The sequence below is a fragment of the Lysinibacillus sp. GJ-1 genome, from assembly GCF_021166035.1.
Lineage (GTDB): Bacteria > Bacillota > Bacilli > Bacillales_A > Planococcaceae > Lysinibacillus > Lysinibacillus sphaericus.
This window is the reverse complement of record NZ_CP088912.1, coordinates 4,439,310-4,457,091: the sequence shown is the minus strand read 5'-3', so window position 1 is coordinate 4,457,091 and position 17,782 is coordinate 4,439,310. Positions and strand designations below refer to the sequence as shown.

Below are 17,782 nucleotides of genomic sequence, written 5' to 3'. Positions count from 1 at the left end.
CATGGCAACAGAGAATGTTCAAGAAGAATATTTGATGTTTCAAAGGGAGCGTGAATCAAATGCACGAGCATATTCGCGACATTTCCCATTTATTTTACAAAAAGCACAAGGTGTGGTTGTGACAGATGTAGCAGGCAAACAGTATTATGATTGTTTAGCTGGAGCGGGTACATTGGCCTTAGGGCATAATCATGATGTCATCATAGCAGCTATCAGGGAAGTATTGGATCAACAAATACCACTTCATACATTGGATTTAGCAACACCGTTAAAAATAGAATTTATGAAAGAAATCTTCTCGGCATTGCCAGCGGAAATGAAACATACCGCAAAAATACAATTTTGTGGCCCGACTGGCGCAGATGCGGTCGAAGCGGCTATTAAATTAGTGAAACATGCTACAAAAGGCAAATCTATTTTAGCTTTTCAAGGGGGATATCATGGCTCCACACAAGCAACGATGTCCATGAGCGGTAATTTATCTAAAAAACAGCATTTGCAAAGCTTACTGCCAGATGTACATTTTCTACCTTTCCCTTATGAATTTAGATGCCCATTTGGTGTGGGAAATGGTATGACTGCAACGATTAGTGCACAATATATCGAACATTTATTGGATGATTGTGAAAGTGGTGTAGCTAATCCATGCTGTGTAATTGTAGAAACGGTGCAAGGAGAGGGAGGTGTTATTCCAGCGGATGTAATTTGGCTACAGCAATTGCGAAAAATAACTGCAGAACGAAATATCCCATTAATTATTGACGAAGTACAAGCAGGGATAGGGAGGACTGGGAAGATGTTTTCATTTGAGCATGCGGGCATTATTCCAGATGTAATTATATGCTCAAAAGCGATTGGTGGTAGTTTGCCAATGTCTGTCGTCATTTATCAGGAAGCTTTAGATCAATGGCAGGCAGGTGCGCATACAGGCACTTTCCGAGGAAATCAACTAGCAATGGCAACAGGATTAGCAACATTAAAATATGTGCGCGAACAGCGTGTATTGCAAAATGTTGAAGAAAGAAGTGCTCAATTTTTTGAAGGTTTGCAACAATTGCGACGATTGTACAGTGAAATTGGCGATGTGCGTGGAAGAGGATTAATGATAGGTGTAGAAATTGTTAATCCCAATAAGCCGTTCGATCGTCTTGGACACTATCCTCCAGATGGCGAATTAGCCGCTATGATTCAGAAAAAGTGCTTTGAAAATGGATTAATTATTGAAGTGGGTGGACGTAAGGGGGCAGTACTAAGATTTTTACCACCTCTTATCATCAATAAAACTGAAACTGAAAAAGTATTAGATATATTTGCCGAGTCTGTACAACAAGCGGTTGAGCTGTATGCATTATGTTAAACATTCAAGCTATGAAGAAACATTCAGCCTTACTTGCCGTTTTTATCGCTGCCTTTTCACTCGTACTTACAAATAGTTCCTTTAATATTTTATTACCGAGCTTTATGCAGCTATATGGCATTAGTGCAAGTTCGGCGGGTTGGGTCATTTTGGCATATCTCTTGTCAATGACCATTACTATGCCTCTTACACCATTAGTCGTAGACCGCTTAGGTAGAAAAAGGGCGTATATTGCGGGTGTTGCAATATACGGACTTTCTTCTATCATAGGTGGATTATTCGATCAATATGTTCAAGTGGTGTTGATTGTCCGCAGTCTTCATGGCATTGCAGGTGGCATCATGATTCCACTATCCCTTAGTTTATTGTTTGATGTTTACGAGAAAGAAGTCCATGGACGAGTGGCGGGGATTTGGGGAATACAGCTAACAGTAGCGTCTATTATTGGTCCAACTGTTGGAGGGCTTATTATTCAATTTGGTCAATTACAATATCTATTTTGGCTGAATGTTCCTTTTGCCATCGTATCGTTATGTCTATGTGCTACTCAAATTAATTCATATCAAGTTATGCGCAAAAAAGAGATGGATTTGTTTGGCATTATTTACATGGTACTAAGTATTTTAATGCTAAGTGTCAGCATTCAACTGTTTCTAAAGCAGATTCTTCCTACGTGGCTAGTAGTCATGATGCTAGTAGGTGGTTTGCTTTTATTAATTCGATTTATTCAGTTAGAAAATAAGAAAATCGAACCGCTATTAAATTATAAGTTATTACAACGTAAAATAATCTACGCCATCACAGTGCTAATTGCTGCAATACAAGATGTCGTGATGCTTGGGGCAGTTTTTGTATTGCCACTACTATTTCAGGAAGTATATCAACTCCCGTCTTCCGCGGTAGGTGCGATGTTCATTCCGACAGCCATTTTTACAAGTTTGTTTATGTGGTTGGGAGGACATTGGATGGATAAAGGGAAATCTAAAAATTTTATAGTAGTCGGCATCGTGATTGTCGCCATATCTATTATATCCTTTTCCTTTTTACCAAAGTCTGTATCCATATTCGTATTGATTTTGTTGATGATTGGCAGGGGGATAGGCGGAGGTCTTTCGAATATGACTGTCACAACAATTGGTCTTCATACACTTTCACAAGAGGAATTACACGAAGGCTCAGCATTAGCTAGTACGATTGAACGGTTTTCTTCGTCGTTTGCAGTCATGTTATTAACGATTTATTATGACTTCAGATGGAGCATGTTAATAAATGCAGGTCTTTCCGTAGCAGACGCAAAATGGATGGCAATCAAAGAAGAATGTGTGATTTTAGGGAGCATCATGTTGGTTACTGTTCCTTTTGTATTATATATAACAAGAAAGAGAGTTGACATTGGTGTTCATTAAAGAAGGAGCTTTGCAAAGTCATCATGAAAAGCAAGCCGCTATTTATAGTTGTAAAGTGTTGTTAAATTGTTATTTGCGAGAATGCTGTGAGAATCAAAGAAAGCTACTGAAGGTTAATAGGCAGGATCATACATTTTCTCTACATTTTCAAGCAAGTCACGAAACGATTATTGGCAAGTTTACTTTTTATTCGCCGAATGGTGAGCATGAATATGCATATTTTTCCTTGCAAAATGGCCAAGCTTTAACCTTGACCTTCCTTGCTTCATTAATTGTTCAGGAATACTTGCAACACAATAAAGCCATCACACATGACCATGTACAAAATTTTATAGCTAGAGTGGAAAATAGCTATCAAAACATGGCTGTATTTTTGAAACATGCGACAAGCAGCCTTATTAACGACTACTTGTCTTCTGAACAATCACTCCTATATGGTCATCCTTTCCATCCATATCCCAAAAACACGGTGGGCTTTACATCACAGGAAGTAGCGACCTATTGCCCAGAATTACGTACTTCATTTCCGCTTTGTTACCTTGCTGTTCGATATGACATCTTTCAAGAAACGTGGGTTACTGAAAGTGCAGCACATGAATTTTTGCAAAAGTTTGAATACGATATTCGCCAGCAATTAAAATTTGATGATGATAATTATCGCATATTGCCGATGCATCCTTGGCAATATGCTTATGTGCAAACATTAGAGGCAGTGCAAGAATTTGAAAGACAACAAAAAATAAGATTTTTGGGAAGTAGCGGTCCTGTTTGTTATCCAACATCATCTGTTCGAACAGTCTATATTCCACAATTTAAATGTAATTTGAAGTTGTCTCTGTCAATTCAAATTACCAATATGCTTAGGATTAATAGCCAAGAGCAAATGACAAGAACTCTAGATGCGGCGCATTATTTGTTAGCACATGATTGTTTTGTAGAAGAGCACTATACAAAGGTTCTGTATGAAACAGGTGTCTGTACGTGCCGTTTTGAAGAGGAAGCATTAACAGCCTTATTTACGATGGCGTATCGACCAATGGTGCTAGACGAAAAATCAACCTATGTTGTTGCTAGTTTAGTAGAAGCGCCCATTCAAGGGAAGCCTTGTCGACTTTATGATTGGTTGAAAGGACAGAATGTAGAGCAATGGTTTCGACAATATATAACGATTTCTTTATTGCCAATTGTTAGACTCGCGGATAAAAAGGGCATTCACTTTGAAGCGCATTTACAAAATACGCTTATAACGCTTCGGGATGGTAAACCACATATTTTTTGGATACGGGATTTAGAAGGCGTAAGTATCGAACAAGAAAAAGTAGCTACACATAGACAAGCACAGGGACCTTTGTTTTATGAAAAAGAACAGGCGTGGTCAAGGACAAAATATTATTTCATGGTAAATCATCTAGGGTCATTTATACATGCGCTTGCAAGAGATTTTCAGTTAAGTGAAGCCCATTTTTGGCAAATTGTACGAGAAATGCTACTTGAAGAATGGGAACAAACACAGAATGAGCTAGTAGCCCATCTGTTAACGACATCTGTATTTTATGCTAAGAAAAATTTGTATAGCTGTTTAGTTGGCAAAAGTGAAACACCAGAATATGTTGCAGTTAAAAATGCTTTGTATAAGGGGAATGAATTGTATGAAATTGATGACAGCTTTCATGCCAGTAAGTGAAGCATCCTATAAGACAGTACAGGAGAGATTGAAGTGCCAAACATTAGAGGCATTGCTTTTTGAAGAAATTATTCCAGTAACGAAAAATGGAAAACATTATAGCTTCCAAGGACAAAATGTTCAAGGAGAGGCGGTCCTTTATACATGTGAAGTAGTAGAAAAATGGTCATTCGGTCGAGTGAAAGTGAAACCGAATTCCATTCAAAGAGACGGAGATGCCAATGTAAGTATCTATACTTTTCTGGAAGAAGTCGTTCAGCAGACGTTAGACGGTCAGCATACAAAGACATTTGTTCAGGAGTTATTGGAGACCTTTGTGAAGGATAGTCAGGCAAAGAGCAATCAGCCACCGTCTATACCGGCAGAGGATTTGCACTATGAGGCATTGGAAAGCCACATGATTGATGGTCATCCGTATCATCCAAGCTATAAATCCCGAGTTGGTTTTACTTTGGCAGATAATCATTTGTATGGTCCTGAATTTAATCAGGATATAGCGTTAACTTGGCTTGCTGTTCGTCGGCATTTTGTAGATATTGCCGTATTAGAACCAACTGCAATCAATGAAATGTATCAGCATCATTTACAGCCAGAGGAGTTAGCACATTTTACACAACAATTACGAGCGCAAATAGATGAAGATGAACAAGCTTATGTTTTTCTCCCCGTTCATCCGTGGCAATTTGAACATATTATAGCGACCGTATTTTACCCACAAATCGCTGATAAGACGATTATTATATTAGGGAAATCGGAAAGCTCATATCGAGCACAGCAATCCATTCGCTCGTTATCAAATCGCCATAGTGCACAAGCGAGTTATTTAAAATTACCTCTTAGCATTACAAATACATCTACTAGCCGTATTTTAGCGCATCATACGACACAAAATGCGCCTATTATTAGCGCTTGGCTAGATCGAGTTATTAAAAGTGATGAATACTTAAAAAATTGCCAGTTTGAAATTTTAAAAGAGACAATCGGAGTATCTTTCCGCTATCAAAAATTATCTGTTATGCAATATGCAGTGGCTTATGGAACATTAGGCGTCATCCATCGAGAAAATATTGCGCAATATTTGCAAGAGGATGAACAAGCGTGGCCATTAAATGCATTGATGCATAAGCAAAAAAATGGCGAGGCGTTTATTCAGCAGGCGATTGCATTGTATGGGGTAGAAAAATGGAGCCGAGCCTTAATCGAAACGCTTGTAACGCCAATTGTTCATTTACTCTATGTCCACGGAATTGCGTTAGAATCTCATGCGCAAAATATTATTCTCGTATTAAAAAATAATTTTCCGCATCGAATCATTATTAAGGACTTACATGATGGTGTGAGGTTTTGTTCTTCAGAGCTCCTTCATCCGGAATGGGAGCCAAAGTTAAATCCAGAGCCAGCCACACATCGACAATTTAATCGGTATTCATTTTTAAAAACAGCTAAAGTTTCAGAAGTAAGAGATTATACATTCGATGCTTTCTTCTTTATCTGTATGACTGAACTTTGTTTTACGCTTGAGGAGTTTGGATTGCGGGAAGAGGATTTTTGGCGCACCTGTACGGAAGTTATTTTAGCTTATCAGCAACAACATCCTCAATATAAAGAACGTTTTCAAACGTTTGATTTATTTGCAGCGGATGCTTTAATCGAGGAAATGACAAAAAGACGTATTTATGGTGATCAAACATTGTATTTTAGAAAGGCTCAAAATCCTTTACTACAGGCATTGGAGTTTTTGAAAAATGAAGAGAAATAAGTTGAAGGACAAAATAAAACGTCATCAAACGGTATATGGGTTATTTGTTTCGATTCCTCATCCAAGTGTAATCGAATTAATTGGTCACGCTGAATTTGATTTTGTCATTATTGATTTAGAGCACACGACAATTGATTTAGAAATATTGGAAAATATGATTCGTGCGGCAGAGCTACTCGAGATAACCCCACTTGTAAGAATTGCAGAAATAGATCGTACTTCAATCTTAAAAGTATTGGATTGTGGGGCACAGGGTATTGTCATTCCACATGTAAGTTGCAAAGAGCAAGTCAAACAGGTTATTGAGTATAGTTATTATCATCCGATTGGGCATCGGAGTTTGAATAGTGGCCGCCCTGCAGCTTTTGCCAAAGAACCTTTAACTGAGTATATTGCTGCAGCCAATGAAGAAATTATGATGATTCCAATGATTGAAAGCATAGAAGGCATTCGTAATTGTAAGGATATTTTATCACTACCACAAATCGGATTTGTTTTGGAAGGAGCGGCAGATTTATCGCAATCATTAGCCGTACCTTGGCAAATTGAACATCCCCAAGTGCAGAATGCGATCGAAGCGTTATATGACATTGTAAAAACATGCCATATACCGTATGCGACTGTTTCAAGAGAGATGCATCAGCATCGACGATATGCTGACAAAGGTGTACGCATCTTTGTGTTAGGGGATGACCGAAATACAGCGTTTCGAGCATATCGACAAAAGAAAATGGACTATCAAAATATAACAGGAGGCCAATATGATTGATTCGTTACTAGCTGTTATTCAGTCATTAAATACTAATAAAACAGCGCCTGTTTGTGCTTATATTTACGACTTAGATGGTATTCAAGCACATGTAAACCGAATGCTTGAAACTTTGCCAAAGCAAATATTTTTGTTTTATGCGATTAAAGCAAATCCTGATCAACGAATCATTAAGGCCCTTTTACCATATGTTCGTGGCTTTGAAGTTGCTTCTATCGGAGAATTAGTAAATGTGCGTGCAGTGTCTGAGGATGTACCAATCTTATTTGGCGGACCTGGAAAAAAGGATGCCGAATTGGAGATGGCTATACGCCAAAAGGTCTCATATATTCATGTTGAAAGTTTATTAGAATTACGACGTATTCAAATGCTCGCACAAAAGTTAAATAAAAAGGTCGATATTTTATTACGCATAAATTTACGTACAAATGCACTTCCTGAAACAAAAATTACAATGGGAGGTACTGCGAGTCCATTTGGCTTGGACGAGTCAGATATTCAACAAGCGGTGGCACTTGTACGACAAGACCCACTACAGCTTGTACAAATTAAAGGTTTCCATTTTCACTCATTATCGAATAATGTGCATGCATCATTGCATGTAGAAATGGTACGACTTTATGTGCAAAAAGCACTTGACTGGCAACGCTTGTATCAATTAGATGTGCAAGTACTGAATGCCGGAGGTGGATTTGGTGTTTCCTATAATGAAAATGAAGAACCATCTTTTGACTGGCGACAATTTACGTCCTTATTACAAGCTAGTGATATTTTGCAGGATTTAAATGGCATCCAACTCTTTTTTGAGCCAGGGAGATTTCTTGTTGCTGATTATGGCTTTTATGCTACAGAAATACTAGATATTAAACAGTCCCATCAACAGTATTTTGCCGTTGTAAGAGGTGGCACACATCATAATAGATTGCCAGCCTCATGGGGACATAATCAACCATTTCAGCTTTATGCTAGTGAAACGTGGACATATCCATTCCAACGACCTAGCTTGCACAATAAGAAGGTCCATCTAGTTGGGGAATTATGCACGCCAAAGGATCGATTGCATACAGATGCTTTTATGTCTTCCGTTCGTGTAGGTGATATTGTCATCTTTGAAAAATCAGGTGCATATTGTTGGACAATTTCACATCATGATTTTCTGGGTCATCCTCATCCAGCATTTTATTATATCCAAGGATGCCATATTCAATGATTGTACAGCAAAGTGTATCAGCAAGAGAAAGAGCTACAGAAATTATTAAGAAGGACTTAATGGATGCATTTTTAGTCGAGCAGTTCTTTGACGGGGATACGTATTCAAAGCAATCTCTTCAAGATGCAGCGAAAGAAATAAGTGCTTTATTTGCCCATTACCATTCGCATGAAGTAGAGGTCTACATAGGAAACTTTTGTTTTCTTGTTGAAAAAAGCTATAAGCAGGGTGAGCAATGGGTGCGTCATTCTCCTATTTATCGACAAGTGGCTGGACAGTGGCAGTTAATCGTGTCAATTGAAGAGCTTGCCACATCCATTTTGCAGACTAGTCTCTCTGCCAAAGCCTATCAGCATCCAGCAGTGGCAGATTTTTTAAAGGGGCTACTAGTAGCTGTTGAGCAATTAACATTGAGTATAGAACAAATGATTAATTATGATGCATCGGCTCCTCAAACACCATACCAATGGCATGTCAAAGGAGAGCTGATTGCCTCGTTTCGAGATTTACCATTTCATCCGCTTGCGAAAGCTAAAATTGGATTTTCAGCGCAAGATTATCAACAATATATGGCGGAATTTGGTCAACCCATCTCACTTCGTTGGGTCGCCATTCGTCATGATGTGGTAGTAAAAGGGAATGAGCAAACACCCATCCAATGTTTTGATTTACTTGAGGAAAAACAAAAGTATGAGATAGCGCAAGAATTTGAACGACGAGGTTTACGGCAAAGTGAGTACACGATGATGCCTGTGCATCCATGGCAGTTACAAAACATTATTTTAAAAGATTTTGAGCAGGAACTAGCCGATGGAATGATTGTTATATTAACAGCAAAAGCAGGCGATTTATGTGCGACTTCATCCTTACGTTCTTTAGCATTTAATCAACCGTCTAGCAGGATGCTAAAACTACCAGTAAGTGTACTTTCTTTAGGTGCATCGAGATATTTGCCTGTTGTTAAGTTGTTAAATGGTCTAGCAGGTGAAAAGTTGCTGCGACAAGCCATTTCTTGCGACCCTATATTAACGGAAAAGGTTATTTTATGTGAGGAACAAAATTGGTGGGGGTATATGCCTGAAACGATGGGACTGTTTGATGACCATCCCCGTCATCTAGCGGCGCAAATACGCATTTATCCAAAGCAGCTTTTAGATGCGAACTATAAAATCATTCCGATGTCATCTTTAGCCGTAAATTTAAAAGGTCATCATTATTTAGATGAACTCTTCAGCCAAACTTTAACAAAACAGCAAGTAATAGATTTTTATACAGAAATGGTAACGATGTTTTATGAAATTGCCATGAGATTATTCAAAGTAGGGGTTTTGCCTGAAATACATGGTCAAAATTGCTGTCTGGTATTAAAGAATAATCAAATCCATCGTTTATTGTTCAGAGACCATGACTCAGTTCGTCTTCATATGCCTTATTTAGAACGCCATCATATTCAAGATCCGCAATATTATATTCGACCAGGTTATTCCAATAGCTTATATAATGAAAGTGTGGAGAAGCTGATTTTTTATATTCAATCATTAGGGACACAAGTAAATTTAGCTTCCATTATGGAGGCACTTGCACAAGTATATTCTATTTCTGAGCGAACTTTATGGTATACGACGAAGCAGGCGTTAATGAAGGCTGTAACAGTTGTTGATATTCCAGCAGCAGATAAAGTAAGATTATGGAAAGTTTTATTTGAGCAAAAACAATGGTCAGTAAAACTGATTATTCGACCGCTGTTAGAGGCGGATGGTGTGCCAGGAGCGATGCCTTCTGGAAAAGGGCAAGGGTATAATCCATTTTGGAATTTATAAAGTGCATTATATTGCTGAAAATTGGTTGAGGTTTTGCATATTCTCCTACGATTGGGTACATTTTGACAATAAGTTGCATAGAATAATTTTAGAATCTGTGAGAGGATTGAGAAAATGTACTATGCTCCTTATTATGCCAATATACCAATGTATAGCTATGGAAATCAGTCTGTTCACTGGCCTGTTCCATATGAAGTAGTACTACCGAATAGTGCCTATCCATATCAAGCTGTCAACGGAAATAACAGTCAAATGAGTACCGATTATGGGCAACAGCCTTTTGTTGTAAATATGGAGGAGGCAACCAAGCGGAACAATACGTACCGTACTGCTCTATGGACAGGAAGCCATTTGCAAATTACGTTAATGAGTCTCAATATTGGTGAGGATGTAGGTTTAGAAATGCACCCACATGTCGATCAGTTTGTCTATATTGAACAAGGGCATGGGACTGTGCAAATGGGGTCGAGTAAAGAAAATTTAAGCTTTACACAAAATGTCCATGATGATTACGCGATCGTAATACCTGCTGGAACTTGGCATAATTTAACCAATATAGGGAATGTGCCATTAAAGCTGTTTTCAATCTATGCTCCTCCTAACCATCCATTCGGAACTGTCCATGCTACAAAGGCGGATGCAATGGCTTCGCACGGAGGCTATGGTCAACACAATTAATCACGATAATAATTTTTCATAGTAGAAGCAGAGTTGTTGATGTATAGCAGCTCTGCTTTTACTATGCCAAGCTAAACTCAATTTTTGGATGATATATTGACGAAATTAAAATTTACGTGTTATAATTATCTCGAATTCAAGATATATTAATTCGAGATAATTAAATCGAATGTGCAAAGCATTCTCTAATTAGAAGTTTGAAGTTGCACGTAGTTAGAAAACATATACAAAGAAAATAATTTATTTATGAAGGGGAACTGTTACTATGAACAAACATACAGAAGGAATTCACCACATCACAGCTATTGTAGGGCATCCACAAGAGAATATTGATTTTTATGCGGGGATTTTAGGTTTACGGTTAGTAAAACAAACAGTTAACTTTGACGACCCAGGCACGTATCATCTTTATTTTGGTAACCATGCTGGTAAGCCAGGAACAATTATGACGTTCTTTCCTTGGCCGAATGCTTATCAAGGGCGTATCGGCGACGGTCAAGTTGGTGTAACAACATACGTTGTACCAGAAGGAGCACTACCTTTCTGGATTAATCGCCTTGCAAAATTTTCTGTTCCATTTAAAAAAGCTGAACGCTTTGGAGAACAAGTCGTTCAATTTGATGACCCACATGGACTTCATATTGAATTAGTAGCTCGTGCAGAAGGTGAACGAAATAATTGGACATTTGGTGAAGTTACACCGGAAGTTGCCATTAAAGGTTTTGGTGGTGCAACGCTTTATTCAAGCCATCCACAAGAAACAGAAAAGGTATTAGTAGATGTGATGGGGCTTGAAAAAATTGCAACAGAAGGCGAATATGCTCGATTCAAATCAAGCGCTGACATTGGAAATATTATAGACTTGAAAACGGTATTAGGCGTACGAGGCCACATGGGGGTCGGCACAGTCCATCATATTGCTTGGAGAGCAAAGGATAATGCAGATCATTTAGCGTGGCAAGAGCATGTGATGAATCATGGGCAGCATGTGACGGAAGTAAAGGATCGTAACTATTTTAACGCTATTTATTTCCGTGAAGCAGGTGAAATTTTATTTGAAATTGCGACAGATCCACCAGGATTCGCGCATGATGAAACATTGGAGACAATGGGGAGTCAATTAATGTTACCGTTGCAATATGAACAACATCGAGAACAGTTAGAAAGCGCGTTAATCCCGATTCAAGTACGCTCATTAGATGAATAAAAAGGGGCGAGTTATTTGATTTCGATTGATCCGAAGAAAAATACAGAACGTGAAAACTATAAATTATTAGTTGGCAGCATTATTCCTAGACCTGTTGCCTTTGTCACGACTTTGTCCGAGCAGGGCATTATAAATGGCGCACCGTTTAGTTACTTTAATATCGTGTCATCGAATCCACCGATGATTTCCCTTGCAATTCAAAGAGCAACAGGGCGCTTAAAGGATACCGCTCGTCATATTTTGTATCAAGAACAATTTGTAGTGCATATTGTAGATGAGGACAATGTTAACCAGGTAAATGAAACAGCTGCTTCGTTACCAGTAACAGAGAGTGAAATTGAAAGAGCTAACTTTACAGTAATCGACAGTCAGCGAATAATTGTTCCAGGTGTGAAAGAGGCGAAAGTCCGAATGGAATGTCGCTTAGTACAAAGTGTTCCATTAATGAATAAAGAACAGCAGACAGGCGATTTGTTTATTGGTGAAATTGTACAATTTCATTTAGATGATGTGATTTATCATGAAGGACGAATAGACGCTAGCGCATTAAAGGCAGTAAGCCGATTAGCTGGAGCGAGTTATGCAAAAATCGGCGATATTTTTGACATAGAACGCCCTCAATAAAGTAAATAAGCAAAATTTATGAAAAGATATATGGCTCGTGAATGGCTTACTACAGAAAATAGTCGCCATTCACGAGCATTTCCTGTTTCTTAAATGGTAAATCCTTTTGCACCTTTTATACGATTTCCTGACATGCCCACGCATCAATTTCTACTTTTAATATGGGCGAAGCAAGTGCTACTACATATACCATTGTCATACAAGGGCAGTGATCACCAAAAAAGTCACCCATCACGTGCTTTCTTTGTGCTGGGTCAAATTCTCCAACTAAATAAAATACAACCTTTGTTAAATCTGCAACAGTCATGCCAGCACACTCAAGATTTTTTTCAATATTGTTAAGCGCTAGTTGCAATTGAATGATTGGATCTTCAGGTACAGTTCCGTCTAACGCCATCCCGATTTGACCTGAAAATGTTAGCCATCTGTTTGGGCCTGTTATTTCAATTTGGTGTACATATGGAGCTACAGGCGGGTGAATTTCCTTTGGATTTCTTGAGATTTTCATCGAATCATTCCTTACCTATTCTATTTTGGAGATACTTCCGAAATATCGTACTGAAATTAACATAAAACAAAAGAAGTTGCTTTGGATATGATAGTTTATAAGGGTATAATAGAATTATTAAAATTTTGGCTATAACGCTGATGTAGCTTTCAATACACATTAATCGTATTGTCTTTCATTCTAATTCGAAAAGTATAAAAAATCTATTTTACAATGGATTGAACTTCTTGAAAAAGGGTTGTTGAACGGAGTAATGGAAATACGCTGTCTAGACAGAGGTTTTTATCCCCCTAAACTCAAAGGACCATGAAAATGATAAATATTGATAACTAATAATTTTGTCTACTTGCTTAATATATTTCGCGTTCTGTAAGTTGGCAGTAGAGGCAGCGAAGCCGTTTTGTAGAAGGAGTGAATGCATGAGTAATTTTTTTCGAAGTAATGGATTTAAACGTTTTGTTATTCTAGCTGGGATCGCTGTTGCACTTTATTTAATGCGGAGTATGATTAACCTTATTCTTCTGACATTCATTATAACCTACTTAATGAATGAGCTTTCTACTAAGGCGACAAAAGAGTTTAAACGAATCGCACCCATCAATGAAAAAGCGATGATTGTCTCCCTTTACCTCTTACTTGTAGCTGCTATTATTGCAGTGATCTATAAGTATTTGCCGGTTGTAACCCAACAAATTACACAGCTTTTTGATTTGATTGCAGCTTTTAATCTCAATCCGAACGATAATGAGGTTGCGAGATATTTGGCGCCGACATTTGAGAAAATTGAACTTGGAAAATATTTAGAACAAGGTGTTGACCTTACGTTAAAAAATTTAACGAACATTGGGAAAGTCATTTTGCACGTGTTCATTGCACTTATTTTAAGTTTGTTCATCCTTTTGGAGAAGAAACGAATTATTGAATTTACTGCAAAATTTAAAGATAGTAAAATTGGTCCGCTTTACGACGAGTTAACATATTTTTCTAAAATATTTATTCGTTCTTTTGGAAAAGTAATTGAAGCGCAATTTATCATTGCTGCGGTAAACTGTGTTTTATCCGTTATTGCTCTTTCTATTATGGGCTTCCCACACTTAATTGCACTTGGAATCATGCTTTTTATTCTTGGTTTAATTCCTGTAGCAGGCGTAATTATTTCATTGGTACCGCTAAGCATTATTGCTTACAGCATCGGTGGACCGATGTACATTGCTTACATTCTGATTATTGTCGTGGTGTTGCATGCGATTGAGGCTTATTTCTTAAATCCAAAGCTCATGTCTGCCAAAACAAATCTTCCTATTTTTTATACATTTATCGTCATCCTATTCTCGGAGCAATTCCTCGGGGTATGGGGATTAATTATCGGTATTCCATTGTTTATGTTCCTGCTCGATATTTTAGGTGTCACGTCTTTAGAGGAGGAAACCCAACGATCTGTAGCTATCAATGACCATAAGTAAACTAAAAGGAAGCATCGCTTTATGCGCATGCTTCCTTTTTTGGTGCCTGCGGTTCTCGCAGGAGTCGAGCAACCCCTCACTACAATCAACAAGGAGGCACGCACACAATTTACCCACTAGTTTGAATAAACCGCGCGTGGCTTTCTTTTAATAAATATGAGAATGAGCAATGCTGTAATGCCTTCAGCAACCGGGAAAGTCCACCAAATTGCTTGCGCGCCGAATAATTTAGGTAGCAATAGGAGTGCTGGAATAAATAAAATAATACTGCGTAGTAACATAATCGTTGTTGCAAGACGGATTTTTTCAATTGATTGGAAAAATTCTGCAAGCACCATATTCATACCTAAGAAAACGTAGCCAATTGCAAAATGGACAAAGCCTTGTGTTGCCATTGTGCGAATTTCAATTTTACTATCTCCAAACAGTTCCATTAATTGAGAAGGAAATAGCATCGCAATAATGGCAATGCTTAAACCGAGTATGAGAGCGGTAGCTAAGCCGATCTTCAAAAGCTCGAGTAAACGTTTTTTTAATCTGGCACCGTGGTGGTAACTGACTAGAGGTTGGAGTGCCATACCAATGCCTAAGAACACAGTTAATAATACCGTATGAATATAGTTAACCATTGCATAGGCTGTCACACCGTTTGCTCCTAAATAGTGCAGAAACGACACATTATATAAAATCACGATTAACGCCATAGAGGCTTCTACAATAAAACTAGGTAAACCAATGGCGAATATTTTTTTCAAATCGGATACGTTGAAAACAGTAGAGACAAATTTTAATTCAGAGTGCTTTCGGAAGAAATGGAGACATAGTACCGACATGCCGATGATAGTAGAGATTGCCGTCGCTAACGCGCAACCCTTTACACCGTAATGGAGTACGAAAATAAATACGTAGTTTAAAAGGATATTTAAAATGGATGTTGTGATTAAACCCATCATAGCAAGCTTTGGATTTCCATCATTTCGGATGAAAATGCTTAATAAATTTTCGATTGTGTAAAAGACACCGAATATCAAAATGACATGCAAGTATTCTTGGACATAAGGATAAGTCACATCACTTGCCCCAAAAATATAGGCAATTTCCTTTAAATTTAATAAAAGTAGTAGCACTAAAGTTAAAACTACCGCCAGCATCGTTGTAAACGAAAGTGTAAAAAGTTGATGTGCGCGTTTTTTATTACCTTCTCCAAGTGAAATGGAGTACAATGTTGCACCGCCCATACCAATCCACAGAGATATGGATAATAAGATGGAGAAAATCGGCACAGCAATATTGACGCCTGCTAGAGCAGTTGGACCAACGCCATGACTGACAAAAATACCATCGACTAAAATATTTACTGACATCAGTAGCATACCAATCATCGCTGGGAATAAATAAGAAAGAAATAATGGTCTTAAGGGTCTTGTTTCAATTGGATTAATGGTCGTCATGAGTACGTACCTCTCTTACCATTACTTTTTCGCCCTTTTCATCGAGTTCCCCATTAAAGACGAACCCAAATAGTTGATAGAGATGAATGGCTACTTTATTGTTGTCATAAACACTTAAAAATATTTTTTCGCAATTGTATGTTGCCTGTAAAAAATCGATTAGCTGTTGCAAAAAGTATTTTCCGAGCCCTTTATGCTGATAACGTTCATCGATTAAATAACGGTCAAGCCATACTCGCTGTGATCCATCCTCATGAGGAAACAGACCATACATTGCGAAGCCGACTACGGTATCCTCCCTATATAAGCCAACGGGTATAAAGCGTTGGTCAGACGCTGCTTCGTCTAGGCATTGCTGTGTCGTTTCAATAAAGTCCTGCTGATTAGCAGCAATGTGTAATGCTAATACGTTTTGTTTGTTTAAAGCTGTGATGTCACGTATTTCCGTGAACATAATGTCAAAACCTTTCTAAATTTATTGTGGATAGCTACAATCTAAAGTATATAGTAACTATATAGTCAAGAAAGGAAATTTAAAATGCTTAATAAAAATGTAAAATATTTTACAACTGGTGAATTTGCCAAACTGTGTAAGGTTAATAAACAAACACTGATTTACTATGATCAAATCGGCTTGTTATCACCTATTATGAAAGATCATAAAGATTATCGTTATTATACAATTGCCCAGTATGATTTTTTTAGCGTCATCGAATTGTTAAAGACAGTCGGTATGTCGTTAAAAGATATTCAAAAGTATATGGCAGATAAATCACCTGAAAATTTTTTAGAGTTAATGCATCAGCAAAAAGCGCTTGTAGCAAAGAAGCGGCAAGAGCTCGAAATGATAGAGAGTATTATAGAAGTGAAAATTGAAACAACAGAGGACGCCTTGCAGACAGATTTTGATAGTATTACGATTGGTCATTTTCCAGAGGAAACATTGTATTTAAGTAAAAATATTGAAGATTCCACTGAAGAACAGTTTGTTAAGGCGGTCTCGGATTTTATTGATGAATTGGATCGCTCGCAGCTTGATACAGGTTATCCGATTGGTGGCATTACTAGAAGAGAGCAAGTTTTAGCAGGGAACTATGATAATTATTGTTACTTGTATATGGAGCAACCACATCCCCAGGAAGGGCATCCTTATTTTAAGGCGATTGAAGGGGACTTTATTATTGGCTATCATCTCGGGTTATCAACAGAACTTGGACAAACGTACGAACGATTATTTAAGGTTATGGCTGAAAGAGGCTACGAGCTGGGGCAGTATGTATATGAGGAATATATTTATGATGCAGTGATTAAAAACCGAGAAGAAGAGTATGTAACAAAAATTATGATGGAAATAACAAAAAAGGCGAACTAGCATAATGGCTGCTTACATAAAAAGAATCTACGACACTGCGGACGCTGACCACAAAGTGAGTAGATTCTTTTTATATGTAAAAGCCCTTAGCAATTGCATGCAAGTTTATTTGTAATGGTAAGCGTTCGCTCTTGGATTGTTGCGTTGAATTTTATTAAACCATGCTTCGTCTTTTTCTTCTTGTTTTAAGGTATTAACGATGGTTGAGGCACAGTTAACACAAATTTTAGCTTGTGTAATTTTACCGCAACGTTCACATGGTGCACCAAGATTAGGGAAGATAGATGTTTTTAATTTTCCTGTCTTTACCCATTTATATAGTAAGTCAGATGAAATACCTGTTAATGCAACAATTTCATCATTTGTTAATTGACGATTATTTTTCCGTAGTAAAAAATGATGTAATTCCGAGAAAATATCCTCTTCTCGAGCGTCTATTTTTTTTTCGAAAAGTAGCATTTTATTCCTCTCCTT

Annotated in this window: 16 protein-coding genes; 12 read left to right on the top strand and 4 right to left on the bottom strand. The window is 37.8% G+C overall.

Translation table 11 applies throughout. The features are described from left to right. Window position 1 precedes the first annotated feature (1 nt). The 10 genes from LO754_RS22160 to LO754_RS22115 all read left to right on the top strand — a co-directional run bounded on the left by LO754_RS22160 (window position 2) and on the right by LO754_RS22115 (window position 12,514). Window positions 2–1,357: a diaminobutyrate--2-oxoglutarate transaminase gene (locus LO754_RS22160; RefSeq protein WP_231785277.1), complete on the top strand. Its 1,356-nt coding sequence runs from the start codon at window positions 2–4 to the stop codon at window positions 1,355–1,357. Further along, window positions 1,351–2,763, top strand: coding sequence for an MFS transporter (locus tag LO754_RS22155; RefSeq protein WP_231785276.1), 1,413 nt, complete (start codon window positions 1,351–1,353; stop codon window positions 2,761–2,763). The genes LO754_RS22160 and LO754_RS22155 overlap by 7 nt, the downstream gene beginning before the upstream one ends. Further along, window positions 2,753–4,447 carry an IucA/IucC family protein gene (locus tag LO754_RS22150; RefSeq protein ID WP_231785275.1) on the top strand — a complete coding sequence of 565 codons (1,695 nt, stop codon included), beginning with the start codon at window positions 2,753–2,755 and terminating at the stop codon, window positions 4,445–4,447. Before LO754_RS22155 ends, LO754_RS22150 begins: the two co-directional genes overlap by 11 nt. Beyond that, a complete protein-coding gene (locus LO754_RS22145; RefSeq protein ID WP_231785274.1) occupies window positions 4,413–6,206 on the top strand; it encodes an IucA/IucC family protein in 1,794 nt (597 codons plus the stop codon). Before LO754_RS22150 ends, LO754_RS22145 begins: the two co-directional genes overlap by 35 nt. Then, window positions 6,193–6,975, top strand: coding sequence for an aldolase/citrate lyase family protein (locus tag LO754_RS22140; protein WP_231785273.1), 783 nt, complete (start codon window positions 6,193–6,195; stop codon window positions 6,973–6,975). The genes LO754_RS22145 and LO754_RS22140 overlap by 14 nt, the downstream gene beginning before the upstream one ends. After that, complete coding sequence (locus LO754_RS22135; RefSeq protein WP_231785272.1) at window positions 6,968–8,185, top strand: type III PLP-dependent enzyme; 1,218 nt, start codon at window positions 6,968–6,970, stop codon at window positions 8,183–8,185. Before LO754_RS22140 ends, LO754_RS22135 begins: the two co-directional genes overlap by 8 nt. After that, complete coding sequence (locus tag LO754_RS22130) at window positions 8,182–10,005, top strand: IucA/IucC family protein (RefSeq protein WP_231785271.1); 1,824 nt, start codon at window positions 8,182–8,184, stop codon at window positions 10,003–10,005. The genes LO754_RS22135 and LO754_RS22130 overlap by 4 nt, the downstream gene beginning before the upstream one ends. A gap of 114 nt (window positions 10,006–10,119) precedes the next feature. Then, window positions 10,120–10,683: a cupin domain-containing protein gene (locus LO754_RS22125; protein ID WP_025220797.1), complete on the top strand. Its 564-nt coding sequence runs from the start codon at window positions 10,120–10,122 to the stop codon at window positions 10,681–10,683. A 265-nt stretch (window positions 10,684–10,948) separates the two neighbouring features. Beyond that, window positions 10,949–11,890: a ring-cleaving dioxygenase gene (locus LO754_RS22120; RefSeq protein ID WP_231785270.1), complete on the top strand. Its 942-nt coding sequence runs from the start codon at window positions 10,949–10,951 to the stop codon at window positions 11,888–11,890. A gap of 15 nt (window positions 11,891–11,905) precedes the next feature. Continuing rightward, on the top strand, window positions 11,906–12,514 hold the full coding sequence (locus LO754_RS22115; protein ID WP_024364016.1) for a flavin reductase family protein: 609 nt from the start codon (window positions 11,906–11,908) through the stop codon (window positions 12,512–12,514). Window positions 12,515–12,629: 115 nt separating this feature from the next. Here the strand turns inward: LO754_RS22115 and LO754_RS22110 are convergent, their stop codons facing one another. Next, window positions 12,630–13,022, bottom strand: coding sequence for a RidA family protein (locus LO754_RS22110; RefSeq protein WP_231785269.1), 393 nt, complete (start codon window positions 13,020–13,022; stop codon window positions 12,630–12,632). A 419-nt stretch (window positions 13,023–13,441) separates the two neighbouring features. Here LO754_RS22110 and LO754_RS22105 point away from each other — a divergent pair, with 419 nt between their 5' ends. After that, window positions 13,442–14,485, top strand: coding sequence for an AI-2E family transporter (locus LO754_RS22105; RefSeq protein WP_024364014.1), 1,044 nt, complete (start codon window positions 13,442–13,444; stop codon window positions 14,483–14,485). A 116-nt stretch (window positions 14,486–14,601) separates the two neighbouring features. On the opposite strand, the gene LO754_RS22100 is transcribed toward LO754_RS22105, so the two are convergent. Further along, window positions 14,602–15,936 (bottom strand): MATE family efflux transporter, encoded by a 1,335-nt coding sequence (locus LO754_RS22100; RefSeq protein WP_231785268.1) that lies wholly within the window; start codon window positions 15,934–15,936, stop codon window positions 14,602–14,604. Further along, entirely contained in the window at window positions 15,923–16,390 is a 468-nt protein-coding gene (locus tag LO754_RS22095; RefSeq protein ID WP_024364012.1) for a GNAT family N-acetyltransferase, read from the bottom strand. Before LO754_RS22095 ends, LO754_RS22100 begins: the two co-directional genes overlap by 14 nt. Before the next feature lie 84 nt (window positions 16,391–16,474). Here LO754_RS22095 and LO754_RS22090 point away from each other — a divergent pair, with 84 nt between their 5' ends. Next, window positions 16,475–17,308 carry a MerR family transcriptional regulator gene (locus LO754_RS22090; RefSeq protein ID WP_024364011.1) on the top strand — a complete coding sequence of 278 codons (834 nt, stop codon included), beginning with the start codon at window positions 16,475–16,477 and terminating at the stop codon, window positions 17,306–17,308. A gap of 105 nt (window positions 17,309–17,413) precedes the next feature. On the opposite strand, the gene LO754_RS22085 is transcribed toward LO754_RS22090, so the two are convergent. Next, the gene (locus tag LO754_RS22085) at window positions 17,414–17,767 is read right to left on the bottom strand and encodes a hypothetical protein (RefSeq protein WP_024364010.1); all 354 of its coding nucleotides are present in this window, start codon (window positions 17,765–17,767) and stop codon (window positions 17,414–17,416) included. Window positions 17,768–17,782: the final 15 nt, after the last annotated feature.